The 24,405-nt window shown below is 61.5% G+C and carries 23 protein-coding genes; 11 read left to right on the plus strand and 12 right to left on the minus strand.

Features of this window, described 5'->3' with window-relative positions; genetic code table 11:
• The first annotated feature begins 71 nt into the window (after positions 1–71).
• The 9 genes from ACP7AP_RS11685 to ACP7AP_RS11725 all read left to right on the plus strand — a co-directional run bounded on the left by ACP7AP_RS11685 (position 72) and on the right by ACP7AP_RS11725 (position 8,941).
• Positions 72–941 (plus strand): DeoR/GlpR family DNA-binding transcription regulator, encoded by an 870-nt coding sequence (locus tag ACP7AP_RS11685; RefSeq protein ID WP_426034384.1) that lies wholly within the window; start codon positions 72–74, stop codon positions 939–941.
• Between the two features lie 71 nt (positions 942–1,012).
• On the plus strand, positions 1,013–2,521 hold the full coding sequence (locus ACP7AP_RS11690) for an FGGY-family carbohydrate kinase (protein WP_426034385.1): 1,509 nt from the start codon (positions 1,013–1,015) through the stop codon (positions 2,519–2,521).
• On the plus strand, positions 2,518–3,291 hold the full coding sequence (locus tag ACP7AP_RS11695) for a DeoR/GlpR family DNA-binding transcription regulator (protein ID WP_426034386.1): 774 nt from the start codon (positions 2,518–2,520) through the stop codon (positions 3,289–3,291). Before ACP7AP_RS11690 ends, ACP7AP_RS11695 begins: the two co-directional genes overlap by 4 nt.
• Complete coding sequence (locus ACP7AP_RS11700) at positions 3,288–4,979, plus strand: FAD-dependent oxidoreductase (RefSeq protein WP_426034387.1); 1,692 nt, start codon at positions 3,288–3,290, stop codon at positions 4,977–4,979. The genes ACP7AP_RS11695 and ACP7AP_RS11700 overlap by 4 nt, the downstream gene beginning before the upstream one ends.
• A 39-nt stretch (positions 4,980–5,018) precedes the next feature.
• On the plus strand, positions 5,019–5,378 hold the full coding sequence (locus ACP7AP_RS11705) for a winged helix-turn-helix domain-containing protein (RefSeq protein ID WP_426034388.1): 360 nt from the start codon (positions 5,019–5,021) through the stop codon (positions 5,376–5,378).
• A gap of 57 nt (positions 5,379–5,435) precedes the next feature.
• On the plus strand, positions 5,436–6,236 hold the full coding sequence (gene modA, locus ACP7AP_RS11710; protein ID WP_426034389.1) for a molybdate ABC transporter substrate-binding protein: 801 nt from the start codon (positions 5,436–5,438) through the stop codon (positions 6,234–6,236).
• Between the two features lie 6 nt (positions 6,237–6,242).
• Positions 6,243–6,959, plus strand: a complete 717-nt coding sequence (modB, locus tag ACP7AP_RS11715) for a molybdate ABC transporter permease subunit (protein WP_426034390.1) — start codon at positions 6,243–6,245, stop codon at positions 6,957–6,959.
• Positions 6,956–8,038 carry a molybdenum ABC transporter ATP-binding protein gene (modC, locus tag ACP7AP_RS11720; RefSeq protein WP_426034391.1) on the plus strand — a complete coding sequence of 361 codons (1,083 nt, stop codon included), beginning with the start codon at positions 6,956–6,958 and terminating at the stop codon, positions 8,036–8,038. Before modB ends, modC begins: the two co-directional genes overlap by 4 nt.
• Before the next feature lie 12 nt (positions 8,039–8,050).
• On the plus strand, positions 8,051–8,941 hold the full coding sequence (locus tag ACP7AP_RS11725) for a bestrophin family protein (RefSeq protein ID WP_426034392.1): 891 nt from the start codon (positions 8,051–8,053) through the stop codon (positions 8,939–8,941).
• A 66-nt stretch (positions 8,942–9,007) separates the two neighbouring features.
• Here the strand turns inward: ACP7AP_RS11725 and ACP7AP_RS11730 are convergent, their stop codons facing one another.
• The 9 genes from ACP7AP_RS11730 to ACP7AP_RS11770 form a co-directional block, all read right to left on the minus strand.
• Positions 9,008–9,700 carry a ribulose-phosphate 3-epimerase gene (locus ACP7AP_RS11730; protein WP_426034393.1) on the minus strand — a complete coding sequence of 231 codons (693 nt, stop codon included), beginning with the start codon at positions 9,698–9,700 and terminating at the stop codon, positions 9,008–9,010.
• On the minus strand, positions 9,681–10,499 hold the full coding sequence (locus ACP7AP_RS11735; protein WP_426034394.1) for an alpha/beta fold hydrolase: 819 nt from the start codon (positions 10,497–10,499) through the stop codon (positions 9,681–9,683). Before ACP7AP_RS11735 ends, ACP7AP_RS11730 begins: the two co-directional genes overlap by 20 nt.
• Complete coding sequence (locus ACP7AP_RS11740) at positions 10,499–11,326, minus strand: sugar phosphate isomerase/epimerase family protein (protein ID WP_426034395.1); 828 nt, start codon at positions 11,324–11,326, stop codon at positions 10,499–10,501. The genes ACP7AP_RS11735 and ACP7AP_RS11740 overlap by 1 nt, the downstream gene beginning before the upstream one ends.
• A complete protein-coding gene (locus ACP7AP_RS11745) occupies positions 11,326–12,402 on the minus strand; it encodes a Gfo/Idh/MocA family protein (RefSeq protein WP_426034396.1) in 1,077 nt (358 codons plus the stop codon). Before ACP7AP_RS11745 ends, ACP7AP_RS11740 begins: the two co-directional genes overlap by 1 nt.
• Positions 12,403–12,421: 19 nt before the next feature.
• On the minus strand, positions 12,422–13,384 hold the full coding sequence (locus tag ACP7AP_RS11750; protein WP_426034397.1) for a sugar kinase: 963 nt from the start codon (positions 13,382–13,384) through the stop codon (positions 12,422–12,424).
• Between the two features lie 3 nt (positions 13,385–13,387).
• Positions 13,388–14,152 carry an ATP-binding cassette domain-containing protein gene (locus ACP7AP_RS11755; RefSeq protein ID WP_426034462.1) on the minus strand — a complete coding sequence of 255 codons (765 nt, stop codon included), beginning with the start codon at positions 14,150–14,152 and terminating at the stop codon, positions 13,388–13,390.
• Between the two features lies 1 nt (position 14,153).
• On the minus strand, positions 14,154–15,206 hold the full coding sequence (locus tag ACP7AP_RS11760) for an ABC transporter permease subunit (RefSeq protein ID WP_426034398.1): 1,053 nt from the start codon (positions 15,204–15,206) through the stop codon (positions 14,154–14,156).
• Positions 15,207–15,336: 130 nt separating this feature from the next.
• Positions 15,337–16,320 carry an ABC transporter substrate-binding protein gene (locus ACP7AP_RS11765; RefSeq protein WP_426034399.1) on the minus strand — a complete coding sequence of 328 codons (984 nt, stop codon included), beginning with the start codon at positions 16,318–16,320 and terminating at the stop codon, positions 15,337–15,339.
• 187 nt (positions 16,321–16,507) lie between these two features.
• Positions 16,508–17,416, minus strand: a complete 909-nt coding sequence (locus tag ACP7AP_RS11770) for a sugar-binding transcriptional regulator (RefSeq protein WP_426034400.1) — start codon at positions 17,414–17,416, stop codon at positions 16,508–16,510.
• Between the two features lie 165 nt (positions 17,417–17,581).
• Between ACP7AP_RS11770 and ACP7AP_RS11775 the strand changes: the two genes are divergently transcribed.
• Together ACP7AP_RS11775 and ACP7AP_RS11780 are read left to right on the plus strand one after the other, a co-directional pair.
• Positions 17,582–18,505 (plus strand): tagatose-bisphosphate aldolase, encoded by a 924-nt coding sequence (locus tag ACP7AP_RS11775; protein WP_426034401.1) that lies wholly within the window; start codon positions 17,582–17,584, stop codon positions 18,503–18,505.
• A 2-nt stretch (positions 18,506–18,507) separates the two neighbouring features.
• Entirely contained in the window at positions 18,508–19,899 is a 1,392-nt protein-coding gene (locus ACP7AP_RS11780; RefSeq protein WP_426034402.1) for an ROK family protein, read from the plus strand.
• Between the two features lie 223 nt (positions 19,900–20,122).
• Here ACP7AP_RS11780 and ACP7AP_RS11785 read toward each other — a convergent pair whose 3' ends face one another.
• The 3 genes from ACP7AP_RS11785 to ACP7AP_RS11795 form a co-directional block, all read right to left on the minus strand.
• Positions 20,123–22,594 (minus strand): M10 family metallopeptidase C-terminal domain-containing protein, encoded by a 2,472-nt coding sequence (locus ACP7AP_RS11785; RefSeq protein ID WP_426034403.1) that lies wholly within the window; start codon positions 22,592–22,594, stop codon positions 20,123–20,125.
• Positions 22,595–22,771: 177 nt separating this feature from the next.
• The gene (locus tag ACP7AP_RS11790; protein WP_426034404.1) at positions 22,772–23,245 is read right to left on the minus strand and encodes a hypothetical protein; all 474 of its coding nucleotides are present in this window, start codon (positions 23,243–23,245) and stop codon (positions 22,772–22,774) included.
• Between the two features lie 54 nt (positions 23,246–23,299).
• Positions 23,300–24,316, minus strand: coding sequence for a LacI family DNA-binding transcriptional regulator (locus ACP7AP_RS11795; protein ID WP_426034405.1), 1,017 nt, complete (start codon positions 24,314–24,316; stop codon positions 23,300–23,302).
• Positions 24,317–24,405 lie beyond the last annotated feature (89 nt).

Consider the following 24,405-nt stretch of genomic DNA (forward strand, 5'->3'; position numbering starts at 1 on the left):
GGCGCTGGCAACGGCGCCCCCTTGCTTTTCACCATCGGCGCGGGCGCCGCGAGACGAACAGGGAGGCGAGAATGACCGATATGAAACCGCCCTCTGGTCTGATGGCGGACCAACTGCCCTCGGACAGCCGCCATGCCCGCCAAATCGCGCGCAGGCAACTGATCACCGAGGCGGTGATGGCCGAAGGCTCGATGCGGATCGAGGATTTGACCGAACGGTTCGGGATTTCGTTGATGACCGCCCACCGCGATCTGGATGAATTGGTCGCACGCGGGCTGTTGCGCAAAGCCCGTGGGATTGTATCAGCTGCGCCGACCAGCCTGATTGAGGCCTCAGACGTTTATCGCTTTTCCCGCCAATCGGTCGAGAAAAAGGCACTTGCGGCGGCGGCGATGCAGTTTGTCGAACCCGGTCAGGCGGTGTTTTTCGACGATTCCACCACGGTTTTGCAGATGGTCGCCCACCTGCCCGCCAAGGTGCCGCTGACCGCGATCACCAATTCGCTGATCCTGATGAATGAGTTGAATGGCATCCGAGATCTGACCCTGCTGGGGCTGGGCGGGCAGTTGCACAACTGGTGCAACGCGTTCATGGGGCGGATGACCACCAACGAAATCAAACGTTTGCGGGCAGATACGCTGTTTTTGTCGATGCCTGCGATCACCGACGACATCGTGTTTCACCAGTCGCCCGAGATGGTGGAGACCAAGCGCGCGATGTTTGAATCGGCGTCCAAGCGCATCCTTCTGGCCGATCACACCAAGTTTGGCCGCCGCGCTTTGCACGCGTTTGCTGACCTTACCGAATTCGATGTGGTGATCGTCGATCAGGCGACAGACGCCGCCCATGTCACTCGGATGCGCGCCAAGGGCATTAACGTTGTTGTCGCGGCGGAGCCTGCGCAACGGGTTGAGGCTGACGCCGAGGTCGAAGCGTTGTAACGCGTGTTGCCGTTACAATCCCAACATGTCATGTTCACTTCATCGGATCAGCTCACGCGGTGGAGAACCATATGACCAGCCTTTTGGGCATCGACAACGGGTTGACCGTCACCAAAGCGGTGATCTTTGACGCCTCGGGGCAGCAACTCGCCGTCGCCCGCCGCCGCATCCCGCAGCTTTTGCCCCAGCCGCATCACGTCGAGCGCGATATGGAAGGCCTGTGGCGCGCGACGGCCGAGGCGATTGCCGAGGCCATCCAGCTTTCGGGCCGCCCTGCCAGCGATATCGTCGCCGTCGCGGCCACCGCCCATGGCGACGGCCTCTATCTGCTCGACCGCGAAAACCGCCCGCTCGGCAACGGCATCCTGTCGCTGGATGGCCGCGCCGGGGCAATCTGCAACAGCTGGCGCGACCGCGCGGATGCCGCGCTAAAGCTGACAGGCCAAATCCCACCCGCGTGCTCGCCCGCAGCTCTGCTCGCCTGGGTGCGGGATAATGAACCCGAGCGTTTCGCGCAGATCGGCACATTCTTCGCCTGCAAAGACTGGTTGCGCTTCTGCCTGACTGGCAGTATTGGCACCGACCGGACAGAGGCGTCCACCGCCTTCACTGATGTGCAAACTCAAGACTATACCCTTGATGCGCTGCAACTTTTCGATCTGGAAAACGTCGCCCATGCCCTACCCGATATCGCGGAATCCGCCGAAATCATCGGCCATATCACCGCCGAAGCCGCGCTATTGACCGGCCTTGTGGCAGGCACCCCCGTCGCCGCTGGCCTGCATGATGTGACGGCCTCTGCCTTGGGCATTGGCGGTCATGCTGAGGGCGTGGTGGCCATTATCGCGGGCACTTATTCGATCAACGAAGTGGTCTCCAGCGCCCCGAACACCGATCCGCGTTGGCTGTGTCGCAACGCGATTGAGCCATGCAAATGGAACAACATGGCTCTGTCGCCCGCGTCTGCCGCGAACTACGACTGGTTCATCGAGACCTTGTGTGAAGCGGAGTTGATAGAGGCCGATGCGTCGGGCGAGTCGATTCACGCGACACTTGCGCGCGAGATTGACGCGGCACTCCAGAAATCTACCACCTTGATATTCCATCCCTATCTCTACGGCTCGCCCTTTGGCCCACAAGCCAGTGCCAGCTTTATCGGGTTGCGCGGCTGGCACGTGCGCGGCGATATGCTGCGCGCGGTGCTGGAGGGCATCATCTTCAACCACCGCACCCACGTTGATGCCCTGCGCGCAGGCTTCCCGGTGCGCGAGGCTCGGTTGACCGGGGGCATAGCGCGCAACCCCGCTTTCGCGCAGATGTTCGCCGATATTCTGGGCATGCCCGTCACCACCAGCCAAACCGAGGAGGCCGCAGCTTGGGGGGCGGCTTTGTGCGCGGGGGCTGCTGTGGGTCTCTATGCCTCGCCGCTGCATGACCCACGCGATATGTCGAAACTGGGGCAAACCTACACCCCCAACCCCACCCGCGCCGCCGCCTATGAAAAACGCTTTCAACTTTATACCAAAATCACCGACACCTTCGCCCTGCTCTGGCCCGAAATCGAAGCCCTCGTGCCATGACCCCCGAAACCCGCCGCGAAGAAATCGCAGCTTATGTGCTACAACAAGGCGAGGCCCGGATCGACGATCTGGTGCAGCGTTTTGGTGTGTCGCGCATGACCATCCACCGCCATATCGATCAACTCGCCGCAGCGGGCCTGCTGCGCAAGCTACACGGATCGGTCAGCGCGCTGCCCTCGGGCGTCTATGAAAGCCTGTTCCGCTACCGACAAACCGTGGCATCCGCTGAGAAATCCAGCCTCGCCCGTGCCGCCTTGCGCTATATCGCGCCCGGCCAAGTGGTGATGATCGACGATTCCAGCACCAGCCACGCCATCGCCGCCCTACTGCCCGAAATCGCCCCGCTGACGGTGATCACCAACAGTCTCGCCTCGATCCAGACCCTGACCGGGGCCGACGGCATCACCCTGATCTGCCTCGGCGGCCAGTATCATGCCACCTACAACGCCTTCATTGGCCATCTCTGCGAAACAGCCCTGCCCGCCTTGCGCGCCAATGTGCTGATCTGCTCGGCCTCTGCCGCGCAGAACGGCACGGCGTACATCCAGGACGCGCAAGTCACCCGCGCCAAACAAGCGATGATGGCCGCCGCCAACAGCCGTATCCTGCTCTTGAACCACGAGAAATTTGGCCGCTCCGCCCTGCACGCGCTTGCCCCCCTCACCGCCTTTGACGCCGTTCTCACCGGAACTGCCCTGCCTGCCGCTGAAGCCTGCGCCCTGAAAGCCGCCGGTGTGCCGCTGCATCTGATCGAAACGGATACCCCATGACCCACGCCACCCGCCTGCAAGACCTCAGCGAAAACGGCACCGATGTGCTGATCCTTGGCGCGGGCATCAATGGCGCGGGGCTGTTTCGCGATCTTGCCGAACAAGGCCTGCGCGTGCTGATCGTCGAGAAGGGCGACTATGGCGGCGGCACCTCTGCAGCCCCCTCGCGGCTGATCCACGGCGGGTTGAAATATCTGGAAACCGGGGAGTTTGGTCTGGTCGCACAATCCACCCTAGAGCGCAACCTGCTGCTCAGAAACGCCCCCCACGCTGTCACCCCGCTGCCCACGCTGATCCCGATTTTCTCTTGGACCAAGGGCGTCTGGGCGGCTTTGCGCACCCTGTTCGGCTCCACCACCGCCGCCCGCAGCCGGGGTGCCTTGCTGTTGAAAGTCGGCCTCACAATCTACGATTATTACGGCAGCCGCGCCAATGTGATGCCGCGCCACAAGATGAAATCCCGCGCCAAAACCCTCGCCGAATTTCCCCAGATGACCCCGCGTATCGTCGCATCTGGCCTCTACTACGACGCGAAAATCGCTGGACCCGAGCGGTTGGTCTGGGAATTGCTCGCCGATGGCATGGCAGCCAACCCACAGGCCCTCGCGCTGAACTATACCCAGATCAGCGCCCACGACGGCTCCGAGCTCACCTTCACCCGCGAAGATGGCACCGCCTTCACCATCCGCCCGAAGCTGGTGATCAACGCCGCAGGCCCGTGGATTGACCGCGTCAACGCCGCTTTGGGCGAACAGACCAAGCTGATCGGCGGCACCAAAGGCTCGCATATCCTGCTGGATCATCCGCAGCTTTTGAAAATGCTGAACGGCCAGATGATTTACTTTGAGGCCGACGATGGCCGCATTCTGCTGGTCTACGACTACCTCGGCAAAGCCCTTGTCGGATCGACCGATATCAAAGCCGCCGACCCCGAAAATGTGCGCTGTGAGGATGACGAGATCGCCTATTTCCTCACCTCTCTGCGCGCCCTGCTGCCCGGTCTGCCGTTTGATCATGAGCATATCATCTACGCCTATTCCGGCATCAGGCCGCTGCCTGCCTCTGATGCCGCCACCCCCGGCCTGATCAGCCGCGATCATTCCGCGCCCGTGCTGGAGGCCACAGCCCAGCGCCCCTACCCGATCATCTCACTGGTCGGCGGCAAATGGACCACCTTTCGTGGCTTTGCCGAGGAAGTCGCCGACACCTGCCTGAACCGGCTAAACCACCCCCGCCGCATTTCCACCCGCGACCTTGGCATCGGTGGCGGCAAAGCCTATCCCGCTGACAACGCGACCAAATCCCGCCTGATCGCCAGCGCCGCCGCCACCGGGGGCCTTACCCTTACCCGCGCGGCAGAGCTATTCACCCGCTACGGCACCAGCCTGACCCGCCTTGTCGCCCATAAATCCCCCCACAGCGACAGCGCCCGCCTGCCCCATGCCACCGCCTACAGCCATGCCGAAATCGACTGGATCGCCCGCACTGAGTCCGTCGAGCACATGTCAGACCTCGTGCTGCGCCGCACTACCCTCGCCGTCACTGGCGCGCTGAACGCCGCTGACCTCGCCCACATCGCCGATATCATCGCCACCGCCAAAGCTTGGTCGCCGAAGCGGCGCGCCACGGAAATCGCCCAACTCACCGCTCAGCTTGGCCACACCAACCGCCAGACCCTGACGCCATAACCCCTTGCATTGCGCGCGGTTTGGCAGGACGCTCGCGCCATGAAACCCCAGCCCCACACCCTGCTGCGCTTCACCTTCGGCGGCACCAAAATTGGCCCCGGCAAGATCACGCTGCTGGAGCATATCCGCGACACCGGCTCAATCTCTGCCGCAGGCCGCGCGATGGAGATGAGCTACAAGCGCGCTTGGATGCTGGTCGAGGAAATGAACGCGGCCTTTACGGCTCCGCTGGTGACAAGCGCACGCGGTGGGGCAAAGGGCGGCGGCGCGCAGGTCACAGCGTCCGGGCTGGCGGTGATCAGCCATTACCGCGCCGCCGAAGCCGCCACAGCACGGGCGACTGCGCCGCACCTGCAAGACCTGCACAGCCTGCTTCGCGATATTTCCGAGCAGAAATAACGCTTGCACCCACACGCCGCACCGATATGTTCGTCAAAACATATCAACGGAGGCTTCATGACCCTTTTCACCCGCCGCAGCGCCCTTATCGCGGCCATTCTCGCCAGCCTTGCCCTGCCCGCCAGCCTTGTGCTGCCCGCAAACGCCTCCGCCGAGGAAATTACCGTCTTCGCCGCGGCCTCCCTGAAAAATGCTCTCGATAGCATCGCCGCCGATTGGCAAAAGCAAACCGGCAATACAGTGGTGATTTCCTATGAAAGCACCGCCAAGTTGGCGAAGCAGATCGAGCAAGGCGCGCCCGCTGATCTGTTCATCTCGGCATCGAAAAAGTGGATGGATACCCTGTCTGATGAAAATCTGATCAACAAAGACAGCCGCAAAGACATCCTTGGCAACAGCCTCGTGCTGGTCGCCGCTGGCAAAGCCGCCCTGGTTGAAATCAGCAAAGACCTTGATCTGAAAGCACTTCTGGGTGACGGTAAGCTGTCAATGGCGACTGTCGATTCCGTCCCCGCAGGCCAATACGGCAAGGAAGCTTTGGAAAGCCTTGGCCTCTGGGCAAGCATCGAAGCCAATGTCGCACAATCCGACAACGTTCGCGCCGCCCTCGCACTGGTCGCCGCAGGCGAAGCCCCCTACGGCATCGTCTATGCCTCGGATGCCATCGCCGATGACGAAGCGGGCGATAAGGTGACGGTTGTGGGCACCTTCCCTAGCGACAGCCACAAACCAATCGTCTACCCTGCGGCTGTTCTCACCTCTAGCACCAAGCCCGCAGCGCAAAGCTTTCTGGAGGCTTTGTCCAGCGAGGCAAGTGCTGCCATATTCACCGCCCAAGGCTTCACCGTTCTGAAATAAGGCCCGATGCCCGACTGGTTTACCCCCGCCGACTGGTTCACCCCCGATGATTCGCGCGCAGTGGCTTTGTCACTGCGCGTTTCGGTATGGGCAACTTTGCTCAGCCTGCCCTTCGGCATCTACACCGCCCACCTGCTGGCGCGGCGCGCGTTTTGGGGCAAACACATCCTCAACGGCCTCGTGCATCTGCCGTTGATCCTGCCCCCGGTTGTCACCGGCTACCTTTTATTGCTGGCTTTCGGGCGTAAGGGTTTTATCGGCCAATATCTTGACCACTGGTTCGGGCTGGTGCTGGCGTTCAAATGGACAGGCGCTGTGCTCGCCGCCGCCGTCATGGCCTTCCCGCTGATGGTCCGCGCCATCCGTCTGGCGTTTGAGGCGGTGGACCCAAAGCTGGAACAAGCCGCTGGCACCTTGGGAGCATCGCCCTTATGGGTCTTCCTCACCGTCACTTTGCCGCTGATCCTGCCCGGCATCATCGCAGGCGCGGTGCTGGCCTTCGCCAAAGCCATGGGCGAGTTCGGCGCGACAATTACCTTCGTCTCCAACATCCCCGGACAAACCCAAACCCTGCCCTCGGCGATCTATACCTTCCTGCAAGTCCCCGGTGGCGACCCGCAAGCCTTCCGCTTGGTGCTGGTGTCCATCGCCGTCGCCATGCTCGCCCTGATCCTATCCGAGTTTCTCAGCCGCGCCATCGCGCGCCGGATCGCCGGATCATGAGCCTCTCCGTCGCCCTCAGCCACCGCTTCCTCGGCTTCACGCTGGAGGTGAATTTCACCGCCCCGCCCGGCCTCACCGCTTTGTTCGGCAAATCCGGCTCGGGAAAAACCAGCGTCATCAACGCGGTGGCGGGTCTGCTGCACCCCGATCAAGGCCGCATCACCGCCGATGGCACCACTCTCCTAGACACTGCCCATGCCATCAACCTGCCCCCCCACCGCCGCCGCCTCGGCTATGTTTTCCAAGACGCCCGCCTGTTCCCGCACCTGAGCGTCCGCCAGAACCTTGCCTACGGTCGCTGGTTCGCACCCCCGTCGAAAGGCCCCAATTTTGACGACATCATCACCCTCTTGGGCCTGAACGCCCTGCTCAACCGCCGCCCCACAGCCCTCTCTGGCGGCGAGAAATCCCGCGTGGCGATCGGGCGCGCTTTGCTCTCCAACCCCGCCCTGCTACTGATGGACGAACCCTTCGCCGCCTTGGATGAGGCCCGCAAAGCCGAACTGCTGCCCTATATCGAAACCCTGCGTGACCAGACCCAGATCCCGATCCTCTACGTCAGCCATGCCCTTGCTGAAGTCGCCCGCCTCGCCACCACCCTTGTCGTGCTCGACCAAGGCCGCACCCTGCGCGCTGGCCCCGCCGCCGATCTGCTGGCTGACCCCAATCTTGCCCCCAGCCTTGGTATCCGCGACGCTGGTGCCGTTCTCACCGCCACCGTAACCGCGCAAGACCACGACGGTCTGACACAGTTGCACACCCACGGCGGCCCGATCTGGCTGCCCAAGATCGTCGCCGCCCCCGGAGCCACCCTGCGCATCCGCATCGCAGCGCAAGATGTGATCCTGTCCCGCCAACGCCCCGAGGGCCTCTCCGCCCTGAACATCCTGCACGCCACCATCACCGAAATCCGCCTCTCCGACGACGGCGCGCTGATCCAACTTGGCCTTGGCCCCGAGCATCTGCTCGCCCGCATCACCCGCCGCTCTGCCGAGGCGCTCGGCCTTGCCCCCGGCCAAACCGTGTTTGCGATTGTGAAATCCGTCGCGGCGGCCCAAACAGATATCGGCACTCGATAAGGAAGGCTGCAAATGATCATCCGCGACAAACCCCGCGCTTGGGAATTGGCCTTTGCGATGCGCGGCTCCGTGCTGCCGCATATCGCGCTGCCACTGCTGGGTGTGATCGCCCTCGCCGCCGTGATGGTGGTGCTCGACCACAAATTCGGTATCCTGCCGCATATCGAGGGCATCCCCTTCACCGTCTTCGGCATCGCTTTGTCGCTGTTCCTCAGCTTTCGCAACAACGCCGCCTATGATCGCTGGTGGGAGGCCCGCAAGCTGTGGGGTGGGCTCTTGGCCGACCTGCGCAGCCTCGCGCGTGAGTTGGAAGTCTTCCTGCCCGAGCAATCCCTGCGCCACCGCATCCTGCGGCAATCGCTGGCTTTTCTGCACCTGCACCGCGCGCAACTGCGTCGGTTGACCCATGATGCAGAAACCCAAGCCCGATCACCTGAACTTCTGGCCGATCCGCATCCGCCCTGTTCGGCCTTGAACGGGATCAACACCGATCTGGCGGCAACCTATGCGGCAGGCCAAATCGACGGCTTCGGCGCACGCACCCTGACCGCCCGCTTGGGCAGCATCGCCCTACAACAAGCCGGCTGCGAGCGCATCGCCGCAACCCCCTTGCCCTTCGTTTATTCGCTGCTGATCTACCGCACCACCTACCTGTTTTGCCTGCTGCTGCCGATGGCTTTGGTCAGCACCTCCGGCTGGTTGACCCCCCTGTTCGTCGGCATTGTGGCCTATGTTTTCCTGGGGCTGGCGGAAGTCACCGAGGAACTCAGCCACCCGTTTGGCACCACCCTGAACGCGCTGCCGCTGGACGCGATCTGCCGTGCCGCCGAGATCAGCCTCGCGCCACATCTGGGCCAGCCTGCCCCGAAACCGCTACAGCCGAGTGATTTCCACCTCAGCTAACGCATATCCAAGCCGCCCCGGCCCTGAGCCGGGGCGGCTTGGGGAAAATACGGCCAACGCCATGCGTCACAACCCATGCAGCCAGCGCATCCGCTCGGCCAAATCCGGCGCGCCAAACGCCAGCGAGCCCATCACCACCGTCTCGGCCCCCGCGTCCCGCAACAGCGGCACCGTGGTATCCCTGATCCCGCCATCCGCCGCCAAAATCACCCGCCGACCCGAAGCTGCAATCAAAGCGCCCGCCTCACCCAACCGCGCCCCTGCTGTCGGGTCAAGCCCCTGCCCCTTCACCCCAATCGCGGTGCCCAACAGCGTCAGCATATCCAAGCGGCTGACCCACTCCGCCGCCCGAACCACCGGCGTTTCCACCCGCAAAACCATCCCCGCTTTCAGCCCATGCGCGCCGATCCGCCGCAAACCATCGCCCGCATTGGCGTTCTCAACATGCAGCGAAATCAGATCGGCCCCGGCCTCGGCGAACTGGTCAATCTGCGAAAGCAGCACCGCATCATCCACCATCAGATGCACATGGATCGGGGTCGCAGTGCGTGCGCGCAGCCCCGCCACCAGATCGGGAAAGAACAGCAAAGCCGGGGCAAAATGCCCATCAGCCACGTCGATATGCAGAATATCGGCATGTGGCGTGATCCTCTCCAGATCATCGGCGAGGCGGATCAAATTGGCCGACCACATCGAATATTCCGCCAGCAAGCGGTTGCGCGGCAGTGCCGAAATCCAGTCAAGTTGCGGGCGGGGCATCGTCAATCTCCTTCAGAAATTTTGTCATCGCATCAGCAAGTGCCGCCAGATGCGCCACCTTATCCCGCGCCTTCGCAGGCAGTTCCACCAACCGCGCCTGCGGGATCAACGCGGCCAAAGCCTGCGCATGTTGCATCGGATGAACGGCATCCTGCGCACAGCCGCATACCAGCGCCGGAATACGCAAACCGCGTAAATCCTCCGCCGTAATCCCCGGCCCATCGGCGGAAATCGTCGTCAGCAGCCGAGCGGTTTCCAGCTGCGGCCTGCGATTGAAAAAGCCTTTCAATGAGGCGAGGTTATCTGGTGCTTCAACCTCCAGCCGCCGCGCCGTCTCACCTTCCGCGAAGAACGCCCGCGCCTGATCCAGCGGCAACATCTCCAGCAACATCCCCACCTCGGCGTTCGGCGCCATATTCTGCGGCGCGTCATCGACCAGCCAAGCGGGCCGCACTAGTATCAGTGCGCGCACCAGATCGGGCCGCGTCACCGCCAGCCTTGTGGCAATCGCCGCGCCCATTGAGATGCCGCCCAAGACCACAGGCGCGCCAATCGCTTCAATCATCGCCGCCACATCGTCCGCGAAACAGGCGATGGAAACCGTATCGCCTAAGGGTGACATCCCATGCCCGCGACACTCCAGCCCCTGCCAGCGCTGTGATCCAAGCCCTTGCATCACCTCAGAAATCTGACCGGAGCCCCCGCACAGCCCATGCTGAAACACCAGCGCGGGGCCAGTCTCGCCATCGCGATACTCCGCCAGGTCCAAGCCATCGCGCAACAGGGCTGATATCTGCATCACAGATCCGCCAACACGCGGCCAAGGTAGCCCGCCACGCCCGCCGCTTCCTCGGCCGCCAAGCCATGCGTCACCAAATCGCCGTCAAACCCCGCCGCGCGCAATCGCCCTAGGAAATGCGGAAAATCCACCACGCCCTTGCCCGCCGTGGCAAAGCCGCCCGAAGCATCGCGGTCCTTCGCATGCGCCATCAGGGTCCGATCCGCCAGCAAATCCACCGAACGGCTGAGCAAATCGCGTTGATCCGCCGGCGTCGCCACCTCAAACAGGTTCGCCGGGTCCAGCACAACCGCCAAAGCCGGGCTTTGCAGCGTATCCAGCAGCAACCGTGCCCGCGCCGCCGTATTGACCACATTCGCCAGTTCCGGCTCGATCCCCAGCTTGATCCCCAAAGGTTCGGCCAAAGCGCAAGCCTTGTCCATTTCCACCATCAGATCGCTCCAAGCCTCTGACGAACCATTGTCATGATGATGCCGCCATTGATCCTCGGCATCCCGCGTACCCGTACACAGCGTCACCATCGCCGTCCCCATCGCCGCCGCATTGCGCAACAAAACCTCCAGCCGCGCCAAACCCTTAGCCCGCACCGCAGGATCAGGATGGATCATGTTATACGTCCCCGACACCGCTGCAATCGCCACGCCCGAGGCCTTCCGCGCCGCCGAAACCGCCGCCACATCCTGCGCGCTCAAAGCATCCGGCATCGCCGACAACCCCGAGCAGGCCATATTATATTGCACGCAAGCAAACCCCGCAGCCTTCGACGCAGCCAGCACCGTTCCCGGATCACTGCCCGCAAAGGTTTTGGCGAAAATACCCAACCGCATCAAAGCGCCCCCGCCACATCCGCCAGCTTCACCGGACGCCCCTCACGCGCCGATTGCGCAATCGCCACCATGGCGCGGACCGAGGCAATGCCGTCCTCAATATCGGCTCCCGATTGCGGCACCCCGTTCAGAATGGTGTCGGCAAAGCCCTCCATCTGGCGGCGGTAGAAATGCCCATCCGCGCCCAGCATCCGGTGCGTTGCACCATCGGATTCCTTGAAAATATCCACCTCTGACGACTTATAATACCACGGATTATAGGTTTTGCCGATCACCGAGCCCTGCGCGCCGTAGATCTGGAACCCCTCGTGCCAATCCATCCGCACCGCCACCGTCAGGTCAAGATGCCCCAGCACGCCGCTGGCAAATTCGACATCGACAAACCAGCAACGCATCCCCGCCCGGTTGAGCAACCGCGCATCCACCGCGACGATCTCGCCCGCAAAATAGCGCGCCGTATCAACCAGATGGCTGCCATGCGCCAGCATGTAGTAACGGTCCAGATCGGCCTTCGGGTTCTCGGCGGGCTTTCTCGCGTTCTTCGAGGTGACAATCAGCGGCTGCACCGCATCGGTCATTGCATAGCGATGCGTGTTGTCGCAATACCACGCCTTCAGGGCCACCAACTGCCCCATTTCACCATCAATAAAGCCCTTCGCCGCCTGCAATCCGGCGTCATAGCGCTTCATATGGCCGACTTGCAGCGTAAGCCCAGACGCCGCCACGGCGCTCCGTAAACTCTCGGCTGCCTCAATACTCACAGCCAAAGGTTTTTCGCAGAGCACATGCTTGCCCGCCTGCAACGCCATCAACGCCGCTGGCACATGGAACGCATCCGAGGTGGCAATCACCACCGCCTCTAACGCCGGGTCGGCCAGCATTCGGGCATAGTCACTATAGCTCTGCCGCGGCGCATGGGTCGCCGCCATCCTGTCCCGCAAATCATCCGCAACATCGCAAATCGCATAAAGCTCGGCATTGCGCGCCTTGGTGCAGCTTTCAAAATGCGCGGCCTGCGCAATCGGGCCGCAGCCCAGCACACCCACCCGCAGCAATCGTTCCTGTTTCACGGGCATCGCTTATCCCTTCACACCGTCAATTCATGCCGTCAATTTCGGCCAAGGAAGAATTTCCCTCCATCGGCCCCAGCTTTTGCACCGCCAAAGCCCCCGCCGCATTCGCCCGCGCCAGCGCCTTGGCCAAAGGTTGTCCCGCCGCCAACAACGTCACCAGAGTCGCACAAAAACAATCGCCCGCCCCGGTGGGGTCCACAACCGTCACAGAATGCGCGGACAAAGCCACCGTGCCGCTGGCATCGCGGCCGATACAGCCCTGATCGCCGCGCTTCAACACCACGACCTCCGCCGCCCCCGAAAGCAAACGCCCCGACCAAGTGTCAAAATCCTGCCCCGGATACAGCACCTCGGCATCCGCATCCGATGGCAGGACATAAGCAGCCATCGCAATGATCAACCGCAAGGCTTCGATATACCCAGCATCAGAGATCAACTCGCCCCGGATGTTCGGATCAATCGAGATCGCAACCCCTTGATTTGCCAATTTTTCGCACAATGCCAGCCCCACCGCCCGCATCGCCGCATCGCCAAGCATGGAACCCGAAATATGCAGCACCCAAATCCCCGCTGCCAGAAACCCCGTCGCAATTTCCTCCAGCGCGGGCAGCCGCGCCGCCGCCGAATGGGCGATGTTGAACACGAAATCCCGGCTACCATCGGAATTATAGCTGACAAAGGCAGACCCCGTAGGCACCCCCGGCACCACCCGGATCAACCCTCGATCAACGCCATCTGCCACCAGCCGATCCAAGATCACCGACCCAAACGCATCATCCCCGACAGCCCCGGCAAACAGCGCCCGCCCACCAAAGCTCGCCGCCACCCGCGCCGCCTGATCAATGAAAATCCCCGGCGCACCCGAGGGAAACGGCCCGACATAAGGCGCGGACACCAAGTTGCGACCATCTTTTTCAGCGCAGACAAACTCCACCAACAACTCGCCGATGGACCCGATCACCACGGGCCGTCGCACGGGGCCCATAACTTAGCCACCAACCATCAGCTTGACGACCTCATCATGCGTGGTCTCGGAAATCTTGCGCTCTCCGGCCTGCACGCCGCGCCGCAGCACCACGATCCGATCCGCCACCGCGAAGATGTCCTGCATATTATGCGAGATGAAAATCACCCCGCGCCCTTGTGCCTTCAACTGGTGTATCAGTTGGATCACCTTGCGCTGTTCCGGCACGCCCAAAGCCGCCGTCGGCTCGTCCATGATCAGGATTTGCGCGTTCCAATACACCGCGCGGCCAATCGCCACCGCCTGCCGCTGCCCACCGGAGAAATTGGAAACCGGAGCGTCCAGACGCGATACATGGAAGTCCAGCAAAGCCATCGTCGATTTCGCCGCCTCAGCCATCTTGGCGCGATCCAGCACTGGCAAGACGCCAAACGCGCGGCGCATCGGCTCGCGGCCCAGAAAGATATTCGCGCCGATTGTCAGGTTATCAGCCAGAGCCAAATCCTGATAAATCGTCTCAATCCCGATATCGCGCGCCTCTTGCGGCGAGGCAAAACTGACAGGCTTGCCCTTTAGCAAAATCTCGCCCGATGAGGGCTGATACACCCCCGAAATCGCCTTGATCAGCGTGGTTTTCCCCGCGCCATTGTCGCCAGCTAAAGCCACAACTTCGCCCGCCCGCACCATCATCGTCAGATCATTCAACGCCTGCACTGGGCCGAAATTCTTCGACAGGTTGCGCACTTCCAGCAGCGGCTCGCCAATTTTGGTTTGCCCGATTGGGGTCATCTCACTCACTTTGCCGCCCTCCCGAGAACCGCCGTTGCGCTTGGTCAATCAGCACCGAAATGATGATCACCACGCCAACCGAAATAAACTGCCAGAATGGGGCCACATTGATGAAGACCAGCCCATATTGAATAACCGCGATCACGAACGCCCCGGCAACCGTGCCCAAAATCGTGCCCGATCCGCCAAACAAACTTGCGCCGCCGATCACCACAGCCGCCACCGAATCCAGCAGCAACGGTTCGCCCGCCTGCGCAGCCCCCGCGCTAAACCGCGCCGCGTAAAGCACCCCCGCCAGCCCCGCGCACACCCCCGACAGGATATAAAGCCGTAGCAAATGCCATTTGATGTTGATACCCGCCCGTCTAGCTGCCTGCGCATTGGCCCCAATCGCATAATTATGCTGGCCAAACCGCGTCTGTCCCAGCAGGTAATGCATCAGCAGCACGAACACCGCCGTCACCAGAATGATATAGGGCACGCCGTAAATCTTGCCGTTGCCCAAGGCGGAAAACACCTCGTTCTTCACCGGAACCGTGGTGCCACCTGCGAGCAAAAACGCCACGCCGCGCGCCACGCCGAACATGCCAAGCGTGCCGATAAACGGCGGCACTTTCAGCAAAGCCACCAGCAAACCGTTGATAAAGCCGGGAATGGCCGAGATTGCCACCGCCACCAAAGACCCCAGCAACACCGCGGGCCAGAACCCCAAACCCGGCGTCAGCCAGTTGATCACATGCGCAGCCACCACCGCCGCCAGCCCCATGATAAAGCCCATCGACAGATCAATCCCGCCCGAGATGATCACAAAGGTCTGCCCGGTCGCCAGCAACAACGGTGCCACCGCGAACACCGCAATTGACTGGATGTTGAACGGGTTGAACAGGAAGGTGCCGCCAAAATCCAGACGCGACCACAGCTCAAAGCCCAAAATCAGAAAGGCCAGAAACAGCCAGGCCCGCAGATCGGCGACGCGCTGCAACAGGGTGCGCGCCTTATCGGCATGATCGGCTTGCGGGGCGACATGCGGTGCCGCAACAGGGGGGGATGTCATGTGAAATTCCTAAACTTGGGCAGGCCTAAAGCGGCCCGCGCAAAAACCAAGTCACCCAGCTTGAGAGGCCGTTTTGTGTCGGTAAACTTGGGCCGGTAAATGGGGGAGGTCTGCCCTCCCCCAAAATCGCTCACTCAGAGTAGATGTATTTCGCCACTTCCGGGTCGTCGATGTTCGACTTGTCCATGATGGTGAAACCAGTGCCAATGCTGACCGGGATCGAGTGGCCGGTCAGATGGGCATAGGCCGCAACCACGCCGAAATAGCCGATCTCTGCCGGATGCTGCGCGATGGCCACATCGACCAGACCCGACTTGATGTTGTCCACGATGGACCCCGGCGCATCAAACGCCACAACCTTGATATTGCCGGTCTGCCCGGCTTGCTGCACGCCAGTGCCTGCGCCCAAAGCCGAGAACAGGTTGGCCCCGAACACGCCTTTCAGATCAGCGTCCCGCGCAAACACGCCCTGCAACTGTGACGCGGCCTTGTTGGCGTCATTGTCGTTGAACTGGGTTTCCAGCACGGTGACTTTCGGGAAATTCTCGGCCATTTCGGCCTTGAAGCCTTCTTCACGCTGGTCGGTGGTGGAAATCCCCGGCTTGACGTTGGACACGAACACTTTGCCCTCGCCACCAATCGCCGCCGCCAAAGCCCGCGCGGCCATCCGCCCCCCCAACACGTTGTCCGAAGCGATGTAAGACAGCGGGAAATCGCCATCGCCCGCCCCGGTCTGATAGACGCCAGTGCCGATGAACGTATCGACGGTGATCACCGGAATACCCGCGTCATTGGCCTTTTTCAGCGGCTCAATCAGCTGCACCTTGTCGGTCGGCGCGATCAGGATCGCATCGGGCGCGCGGGCGATCACCGCGTCCAGCACCGGAACCTGCGTCACCGGGTTGAAGTCAGGGGCGCCTTGGAACACCAGCTCGACGCCCAAAGCATCGGCTGCGGCCTGCGCGCCCTTTTGCATGGTGATGTAGAACGCATCGGTGGTCAGACCCGGCACAAGCGCGATGGTGTATTTCTTATCCTCTGCAACCGCTGTGCTGGCGATCGAGAAAGTCAGCGCGAATGCCGAAGCAGCGCCCAGAAAACTACGACGTTTCATTCATATTCCTCCCTGAATATCCGCCGGGCCACCTCCTCAAGTGGCAGGGCAGTTGGCTGTTTCACGCAACACGAGCGCCGCCAATGCCCCGGATAACACGTCGTTCATCCGGCTTCGTCAAGAGAAATATTTTGCTGCAAGTATTTTCTTCAATGTGCCGACCGCAGAAAGACCCCGAATCGCGGCCCTAATCCCGCCGCGCCAAAGCATCCAGAACCGCCTCAGCCGTGCGCGTATCGGTAAGCAAGCCCGAGATCAGCCCCGCCCGTGCAGCCCCTATGATCGAAGGCACTTTCGCCTCGCCCACTGCGACGCCAATCACCAACGGCGTGCGGCGCAACTGCGCGCAAGACACCGCGATCATCGCGCCCTCGCCGCGCCATTGCACGATCTGGCCCTGCGCATCGAAATAATGCCGCACCACATCGCCCGCCGCTTCCGCCAAATCCGGGTCCGCCGCCCCCGCAGCACCCTGCACCGGACGATCCAAGCCATAGGGCAGACCTACGCCAACCACCGCGACGTCAATGCGATCCCACAGTGCCACCGAAGCTTCAACCGCAGGTTCCGCCAGAAAGAAATCCAACGCCTCGGGGGCGGGCAGATACGGCGCATGGATGAAATGCGGCACCCCGCCAGTCACCTCTGCCGCCCGGCGCGAAAACTCATTGCTCTGGAAATGCTGGGCATGCTGGCTCATCCCGCCGGTTGAGGGCACCACGCTAACCCCCGGCAAACTGGGCAACCCACCGTCGATGATCGCCGACACCGTCCGCCCCCAGCCCACCATCAGGACCGAGCCTTGCCCCAGCCCCTGCGCCCCCACCATCCGCGACAATGGCCCGGCCAAGGCCTGCACACCCGCCGCAACCGGCGCGTCCACCGCCACCACCGCCTTTAACCCCAAGCGTTCCGCCAGCATCCCGCCCAAAGCATCCGGCGCGTGGATATCCCGCACCTCAATGCGCACGATTCCCTCGGCGCGTGCCCGTTGCAACAGACGCGAGATCGTGGCCGTCGACAGCCCCAACTGCTTGGCGATCTGTACTTGGCTCAGATCGCCCTCGTAATGCAGCTTGGCGACGGTGTGCAGCATGGCTCGGTTTTCACCGATGACGGCTCCGCTGGAAATTGACAGGTTGCAATTCCTTTCTGCAAGGTGTTACACGTTTCGCAGATCAAACTTATCCCGCAATATCCGCGTTCAGGCAACTGGCATCTTCGTCCCCCCTGCGCCGCGCCACATATCTGGAGACTTCCGATGGCTGCCCCGATGTCTAGCCCGATGTCTAGCATGACAACCGCCGAACGCCGCGGCTATCAACAAATCTGCGGCGACAATGGCGCGATGATGGTGATCGCCTGCGATCAACGCGGCGGGATGCGCACGCTTCTGGCCAAAACCGCCGACGAACAGGCCGCAATCAGCAACGCCACCTTGGGCGAAACCAAAATGGATATCACCGCCTATCTCGCCCGCCAAGCCGGCTGCGTGCTGGTCGATCCGCTCTGCGCTGTTCCGGCTTTGGTTGACGAAGGCGCGATCCACCGCTCCACCGGATTGCTGATCGGCCTCGATGCTTCGGGCTTTGATCTCACCCCCGAAGGCTACCGGATTTCCAACATGGTCGAAGGCATCAACGCCCGCCGGGTCCGCGAATTCGGCGGCACCGGTGCGAAGATCATGATCTACCTGCGCTCGGATACCCCTGCGGCGAACACCGCCAACATGCAAACCCTACGCGACAGCATCGCAGATTTCGCCGCCGAAAACCTGCTGTTGGTGGTCGAATTCCTGACCTATTCCTTGCCCGGCGAGCAGCCCGAGGCTTATGCCGCCAAGATCCCCGAACTCATTGAGGGTGGCTCAAAGCTCTGCCTCGACGCGGGCTCAAAAGTGCTGAAAATCCCCTATCCGGGCACGGCTGAGGCCTGCGCCAATATCACCAAGATGAGCGGCACCGTGCCGTGGGCAGTGCTGTCGGCAGGCGTTGACCACGCCACCTTTCTCGGCCAGGTTGAGATTTCCATGGCCAACGGAGCCTCTGGCGTGATCGCAGGCCGCTCGCTGTGGAAAGACTGCATTTCGCTGGATCGCGCCGTCACCAAGACCCGGCTTGAGACCATCGCCGTCCCCCGCCTGCGCGAAATTCAGGCGGTTATCGCCAAACATTTCAAGGCCTAAGCATGACAACGGGCACCGCCATCGGCATCGACATTGGCGGCACCCGCCTGCGCGCCGCCCGTGTCACCGATGGCGTGATTGAAGCCCGCGCCAGCGCCGAAAGCGCCCGCGACCCCGCCACAGTCACCGCTCGCGTGCTGGAATTGGTAGCCAAGGTGCGCAACCCGTCCGTCACCGCCCTCGGCATCGGCGTCCCCGGCCAAGTCCACGCCACAACAAGGCAAGTCCTGTCCGGCGGCTATGTTGATCTCTCGGGTTTCGACTTCGCCGGGCAGATTGAAGCCGCCACGGCCCTGCCCGTCACGCTGGAAAACGACGCCACCATGGCCCTCTTGGGGGAAGCCGCCTATGGTGCTGCCAAAGACCAGCAAAACGTGGTGATGCTGACCATCGGCACCGGCATCGGCGGTGCGATTTTGGATCAAGGCCAAGTCCTGCGCGGGCGCGGCGCTGCGGGCCAACTCGGCCATATCGGCATTGATCCGCAAGGTCGCCAATGCGTCTGCGGCAAGATCGGCTGCGTGGAAACCACCTCCTCCGGCACCGCCTTTGGCGTGCATCTGGCCGAGGCTGGCCTGCCGCCTGATACCCGCGCCGAAACCCTGCTCAACAGCCAAGACCCCACTGCCCGCACCGTGATCCACGCTTGGGCCAGCCCGCTGCGCTGCGCCATCGACACGCTGATCGCCATCCTCAACCCTGATTGCATCCTGATCGGCGGCGGGGCCGGAACAGCCGCCCACGCCGCCCTCGCCCAATTCCCAGCAGCCCCATCATGGTTCAAAGCCCCCGTCCTCGCAGCCACCTTGGGCGACGACGCAGGCGTGATCGGTGCCGCCACCACAGCGCTTAAAAGCCGCCCCCATAAACGCGCGGTCTTGGTCAATGGCGTCCCGGCCTCCGGTAAATCCGGCGTAGCACGCGCTTTGTCCGATGCCACGGCCTGGCCGATCCTCGCGCTCGACACCGTCAAAAACCCGTTCCTGACCACCCTGCCTCCCGGCGACCGCCTGTTCAACCGCACCTTAGGGCGCGCCTCTTACGCCGCCATCTTCGATCTGATCGCCGACGCCCCCGCCAACACCACCCTGATCATTGACGCATGGTTCGGCTTCCAACCGCTTGAGACCCTACAAGCCCATATCCAACGCGCAGGCCTTACCGATATTGCCGAAATCTGGTGCTACGCCCCGCCCGAAACCATCGGCGCCCGCTATGCCGACCGCTTGGGCCAACGCCCCGCAGGTCATCCGGGTGCCGATTATGTCCCCGAACTGATCAGCCTCGCGGCAGCCGCAAAACCCACAGGCCTCGCCCCGCGCTTGGATGTAGACACGACAAAGCCCATCAACGCCACGCCCCTCACCGACTGGCTGGCGCAACTCTGGCGCTAATACCAAAGCGCAACCGCCCCCGATAAATCACCGCGCCAGCACATTGCTCTTTTCAAAATACTCCCTGCGGAGCATCCAACACCCGCCAGCACCGCATCGCCAAAAGATTAAGAAATCCTTAAATCAGCCATCCAACCCATTGATATATTTTGATAAAAAAAGGTCCCGAGTTGGGACCCAAAAACAGGGCCAGCCCCAAAAGGCCAGCCCCCTCAAAACCCGATCAAATAATCGAAAACTCGCCCACCCCAAAGCCCAGCACATTCACGCCGACATTGGCAAACACCAACCCCGCCGCCCCGCCAAACCCATCGGCATCATAAAACACATTCCCCGTATCGGTCTCATAAATGATCCGATCCGTAGCCCGCACCGCAAGCCCGCTGAGATTGGCCGCAAAATTCACCGCAGCCAACGCCCCTACCGACAGCGCCCCAAACGCTGCATCATCCAGCCTGATCCGATCGTCCGCCGAAACATAACCGCTGATCGTATCCGAACTCGCAACCCCAGTGGCGGCGTTAAACACGAATACATCCAATCCCGCCCCGCCAATCAACAGATCCTTGCCCAACCCACCGTTCAGCACATCATTGCCGATGCCGCCGTTCAGCGTATCAGCCCCCTCCAGACCAATTAGCGTGTCATTGCCGCCCAGCCCGATCAACTGGTTCGCCGCCTTATTGCCCACAATCGTCTGCGTCAAACCATTGCCGGTCAGATGGATCACCGTGCTCAGCGCCGCATCAATCGTGGTCAAAATCTCAATGTCATCATCCGCCGCCAACACATAGCTGGCCAAGGCCCAGACCCGGTCTGCCGTGCCGTGTCCGGCGATCTCGACAATGCTGTCTTGCTGGGTGTTGACAAAATACCAGTCGTCGCCGCCACCGCCGTCCAGCGTATCATTGCCCAAGCCGCCGTAAAGTTGGTCCGCCCCGCCAAGCCCGTACAGCCGATCATTTCCACCCGAACCCGCCAGAATATTCACCCCAGCATTGCCAGTGATTGTCTGCGCCAAGTCATTGCCGGTCAGATTAAGCGCCTGCGTCACGGCAACATTGGTGGTGGTGAGAAATTCGATATCATCATCCAAAGCGAGGCTGAAGCTGACCGAGGCCGCGACGTGATCCGCCGTGCCAGCGCCGCCCACCTCGTTGATGTGGTCCAAGGCGTTGTCAACGATATAGGTATCATTGGCGCTGCCGCCCGTCATCACATCCCGGTCCACCCCGCCATTCAGCGTATCTGCACCTGCTCCGCCCTCCAGTGTGTCGTTGCCGCTGCCACCGATCAGCATATCGCTGCCATTATTGCCGCGCAGCAAATTGGCACTGGTGTTACCAGAGATCACATCATTGCCGCTGCCGCCAAACGCCCTCTCGACCACTGTGCCATAAGCGATGCCCATATTCAGGCGACCACCCAGCACATCCGACGAAGCGCCCCGCTGCAAAGCAATCCGCTGCGCGCCCGCGAATCCCGCCATATCGACGGTATCTGCGCCGCCATTGTCGAAGATGGTGAAGGCGACATAATTGTCGTTCGCCGGATCATTCAAACTCACCGCCGCATCCAGCGCCGCATTTCCGGTGTTGGAGTTATAACCATAGGTGGTGTTGCCGGTGCGGGTGGTTGTGGACAGCCCGTAGAGATTGCTGATCGCCAGAATATCCGCAATCATCGGCGTCAGCACCCAGCGGAATTGCGCGTTGACGAAGGTATTGTAATCAGTGCCATCGCGCGAGAATTCGTCATGCATCGACTGCATGTAAGACATGATCGACAGATGCTGCGAATCGTTCAGATAGTAATTGCTGGTGCCATAAGTCGCCGAGCCGTTGTAATTGCCGCCATGACCTAAGCCAAGCGCGTGGCCCAGTTCGTGGACGGTTGTTTCAAAGGCGTAACTGTCCAGCGTCGTGCCAAACTCGGTCAGCCAGCCTGTGGTGATCATCAAAGACGAGCTGGTGATCGTGCCATCCACCAAAGTGACATTGTTGTTATAGGCGTTCACCCCCGCCTCGCTGTCATCAAAGCTGATCTGCGCCGCACCCACCGTCGCGGTAAAGGTGATGCCGCTGATATCCGACCACATTTGCAGCGCCTGCACCGCCATGGCCGCCCCAGCCGCGGTCAACTGGGTGACATTATAGGTGATGGTGCGCCCGCCCGACAGATCATAGGCAGTGGCGGGAACGTTCTGTGACGCGTCCGCCGCGAAAAAGCGCTCAAAATTGTTGCTCAGCTGCCACGCCACTTCATCCGCCGTCAGCACCACGCCCGCTGCTTCATGCCGGACGGCCGAGATCAGGAAATCGCCTGAGTTTGTGCCGAAACCGCTGGCATCGACAAAATAAGTCCCTGTCGTCGTCGCGGTAAACGTCACAAGGGAATTCAGCGACAACGCAGCGCCAGCATCGTCATTTGACACCAGAATCGAGCCTGAAGCATCGCGCAGAGCCAGAAACGTATCAGAGACCGGCATGCGCCCCACCCCTAACAACCGGAAATCATAGCTTTGCCCGGCGACCAACGTGACCGCAAACCAGTCATGATCCCCCGACGCATCCACCGTGCCATAGGTACTGGTGCCAAGAGTAAGTCGCGCGGTTGTCGCGCTGCTGCCTGCGACATCCACCAGCGGCAAAGGCAGCGCATTGATCGACTCGGGGTTTGGGCTGGGGGATGGCATTTTAATCTCCTTATTTCACTACAAAATATGCCGCAAAATATGCGACAGTGTATAAAGTGCTCGGTCAATCGAATTGGGTTGCAAGCAGCAGCATGGTCCCAAACGGGATTTTTTTAGACGTTATGGAAATTTTAATATTTGGCAAACATTCTGTCTACGCCGCCATCTGGCACAAACTCAGCGCAGTGTTTCCAGCAGGTTGACCATTGGATAGACCAAAGCTGCCGCTGATCCGGCCTGCAACGGCGCATCCATGCTGCCCAAACGCATCTGCTGCGTGGCCGAGGGCACGAATTGCCCGTTAATTTGCCGCCCGCCCGCAAGCTGCACCGTGGCGCGATGGTCATTGCGCGGTGCAACGGTAACAACCAGAACCTGCGCGCCTTCGGGTGGGGCGGCCTGCGTGCTGACCACGCGGCCTGACTGACGGGTAAAATCCGCCAGCAGCCGCGCGCAAAACCCGGGCACTTCAAAGCTTGGCTCAGCCGCAAACTGACAATGCAACCAAACCGGGGCCTGTTGTTTCACCATAACGATCCCCTTCTCGCTGCGATTGGGCTTAGTTTGAACTGTCGCCGCACAAACAGCTGCACCCCCCAGTGCGACACTCAGCGCCAGCATCCCCCCGATCTGCGATACATGCTTAAGCATCAGCCCCTCCAATCTCGACAAAGCGCTCTTTAACGCGAACTGCCAAGCCCCAGTTTACAGGTTTTCCCTAAGGAAAATCTCGATCCTGATCTTCTCCTGCGAGGCCAAAATCTCGCGCCGATCACAGCGCGCCCGCAAAATCCGCATCGCCGAGCGCACCAGATGGCCGGGGTCTTGCGTGATCAGCGCATCAATCTGGCGCGACAGCACGGCGGCCTCGGTGAACGGCGTGCGTTCATGCGCGATGATGGTGGCACGGGCGGGCTGCGCGGTGACGATTTCTAAAGGCACCCGCGCTTCCGGCCCCAGCACATAGACCCCGGCAATATCGGCATGGCTGGCAAAACTGGCGCGGATGATCCGCGCAGAACGCTCCGGGTCGCCATAGGTTTCCAAGGACGGCAGCACGGTCAGATGCGGATAGTCGGCATGGATCACCTCATCAAAGCCCAAGCGCCTCTCTAAGCTATCGCGGGCGTGCATCGTCTCGGCCACCACCAGAATTTTCCCCGCAACGCGGGGCGCAAACCGCCCCATCAACCGCCCCGCCGTCGCCCCGGCGGCGCGGTTGTCAATGCCAACAAAATCCTCTGGCGCAGAACTGATCTGCCCCGAGATAAAGCTGACTGTGGCAATCCCGCGCTCTGCCAGTCGCGCCATCGCATCGCGCACCTGCGGAAACTCGGGGGCCATGATCGCCACGCCGTCCACTTGATTGGCATCCAAGCCGCCTAAAAGGTTGGCAATCTGATGTGGATCGCTGTCATGGATATGGCGCACCTCGGCCCGCATCATCTCGGGCGCGAAGGCCAGATTGGCCTCAGTGATTCGCGCCACCACGCCTGCCAGAAACTGATCACCGCCACGCGGCAGCAGAAACAAAAACCGATAATCTTTACCGCGCGCCAGATTGGCTGCGACCAGATTTCGAATAAATCCCAGCTTTTCAATGGCTTGGTTAACGCGCTCGACGGTATCTTTGCGCACGCCGGACCGGTCGTTCAACACGCGGTCAACCGTGGCCAAGCTGACCCCCGCGGCAATCGCAAGATCCTTCGTCGTCGGTCGCATCGGATCTAAATCCCTCTCCTGCAATTCTTTTGTTCGATATTTCCGCAGCTTGCAATCAAATTGAGGTACGCACCTCAAAAAACACTTGC

It is taken from the genome of Cypionkella sp. TWP1-2-1b2 (assembly GCF_049896245.1).
Taxonomy (GTDB): domain Bacteria; phylum Pseudomonadota; class Alphaproteobacteria; order Rhodobacterales; family Rhodobacteraceae; genus Cypionkella.

Coding starts and splice junctions, on each gene's coding strand:
- ACP7AP_RS11685 (WP_426034384.1), top strand. CDS start 72: ATGACCGATATGAAACCGCCCTCTGGTCTGATGGCGGACCAACTGCCC.
- ACP7AP_RS11690 (WP_426034385.1), top strand. CDS start 1,013: ATGACCAGCCTTTTGGGCATCGACAACGGGTTGACCGTCACCAAAGCG.
- ACP7AP_RS11695 (WP_426034386.1), top strand. CDS start 2,518: ATGACCCCCGAAACCCGCCGCGAAGAAATCGCAGCTTATGTGCTACAA.
- ACP7AP_RS11700 (WP_426034387.1), top strand. CDS start 3,288: ATGACCCACGCCACCCGCCTGCAAGACCTCAGCGAAAACGGCACCGAT.
- ACP7AP_RS11705 (WP_426034388.1), top strand. CDS start 5,019: ATGAAACCCCAGCCCCACACCCTGCTGCGCTTCACCTTCGGCGGCACC.
- modA (WP_426034389.1), top strand. CDS start 5,436: ATGACCCTTTTCACCCGCCGCAGCGCCCTTATCGCGGCCATTCTCGCC.
- modB (WP_426034390.1), top strand. CDS start 6,243: ATGCCCGACTGGTTTACCCCCGCCGACTGGTTCACCCCCGATGATTCG.
- modC (WP_426034391.1), top strand. CDS start 6,956: ATGAGCCTCTCCGTCGCCCTCAGCCACCGCTTCCTCGGCTTCACGCTG.
- ACP7AP_RS11725 (WP_426034392.1), top strand. CDS start 8,051: ATGATCATCCGCGACAAACCCCGCGCTTGGGAATTGGCCTTTGCGATG.
- ACP7AP_RS11730 (WP_426034393.1), bottom strand. CDS start 9,700: ATGCCCCGCCCGCAACTTGACTGGATTTCGGCACTGCCGCGCAACCGC.
- ACP7AP_RS11735 (WP_426034394.1), bottom strand. CDS start 10,499: ATGCAGATATCAGCCCTGTTGCGCGATGGCTTGGACCTGGCGGAGTAT.
- ACP7AP_RS11740 (WP_426034395.1), bottom strand. CDS start 11,326: ATGCGGTTGGGTATTTTCGCCAAAACCTTTGCGGGCAGTGATCCGGGA.
- ACP7AP_RS11745 (WP_426034396.1), bottom strand. CDS start 12,402: ATGCCCGTGAAACAGGAACGATTGCTGCGGGTGGGTGTGCTGGGCTGC.
- ACP7AP_RS11750 (WP_426034397.1), bottom strand. CDS start 13,384: ATGGGCCCCGTGCGACGGCCCGTGGTGATCGGGTCCATCGGCGAGTTG.
- ACP7AP_RS11755 (WP_426034462.1), bottom strand. CDS start 14,152: ATGACCCCAATCGGGCAAACCAAAATTGGCGAGCCGCTGCTGGAAGTG.
- ACP7AP_RS11760 (WP_426034398.1), bottom strand. CDS start 15,206: ATGACATCCCCCCCTGTTGCGGCACCGCATGTCGCCCCGCAAGCCGAT.
- ACP7AP_RS11765 (WP_426034399.1), bottom strand. CDS start 16,320: ATGAAACGTCGTAGTTTTCTGGGCGCTGCTTCGGCATTCGCGCTGACT.
- ACP7AP_RS11770 (WP_426034400.1), bottom strand. CDS start 17,416: ATGCTGCACACCGTCGCCAAGCTGCATTACGAGGGCGATCTGAGCCAA.
- ACP7AP_RS11775 (WP_426034401.1), top strand. CDS start 17,582: ATGGCTGCCCCGATGTCTAGCCCGATGTCTAGCATGACAACCGCCGAA.
- ACP7AP_RS11780 (WP_426034402.1), top strand. CDS start 18,508: ATGACAACGGGCACCGCCATCGGCATCGACATTGGCGGCACCCGCCTG.
- ACP7AP_RS11785 (WP_426034403.1), bottom strand. CDS start 22,594: ATGCCATCCCCCAGCCCAAACCCCGAGTCGATCAATGCGCTGCCTTTG.
- ACP7AP_RS11790 (WP_426034404.1), bottom strand. CDS start 23,245: ATGCTTAAGCATGTATCGCAGATCGGGGGGATGCTGGCGCTGAGTGTC.
- ACP7AP_RS11795 (WP_426034405.1), bottom strand. CDS start 24,316: ATGCGACCGACGACGAAGGATCTTGCGATTGCCGCGGGGGTCAGCTTG.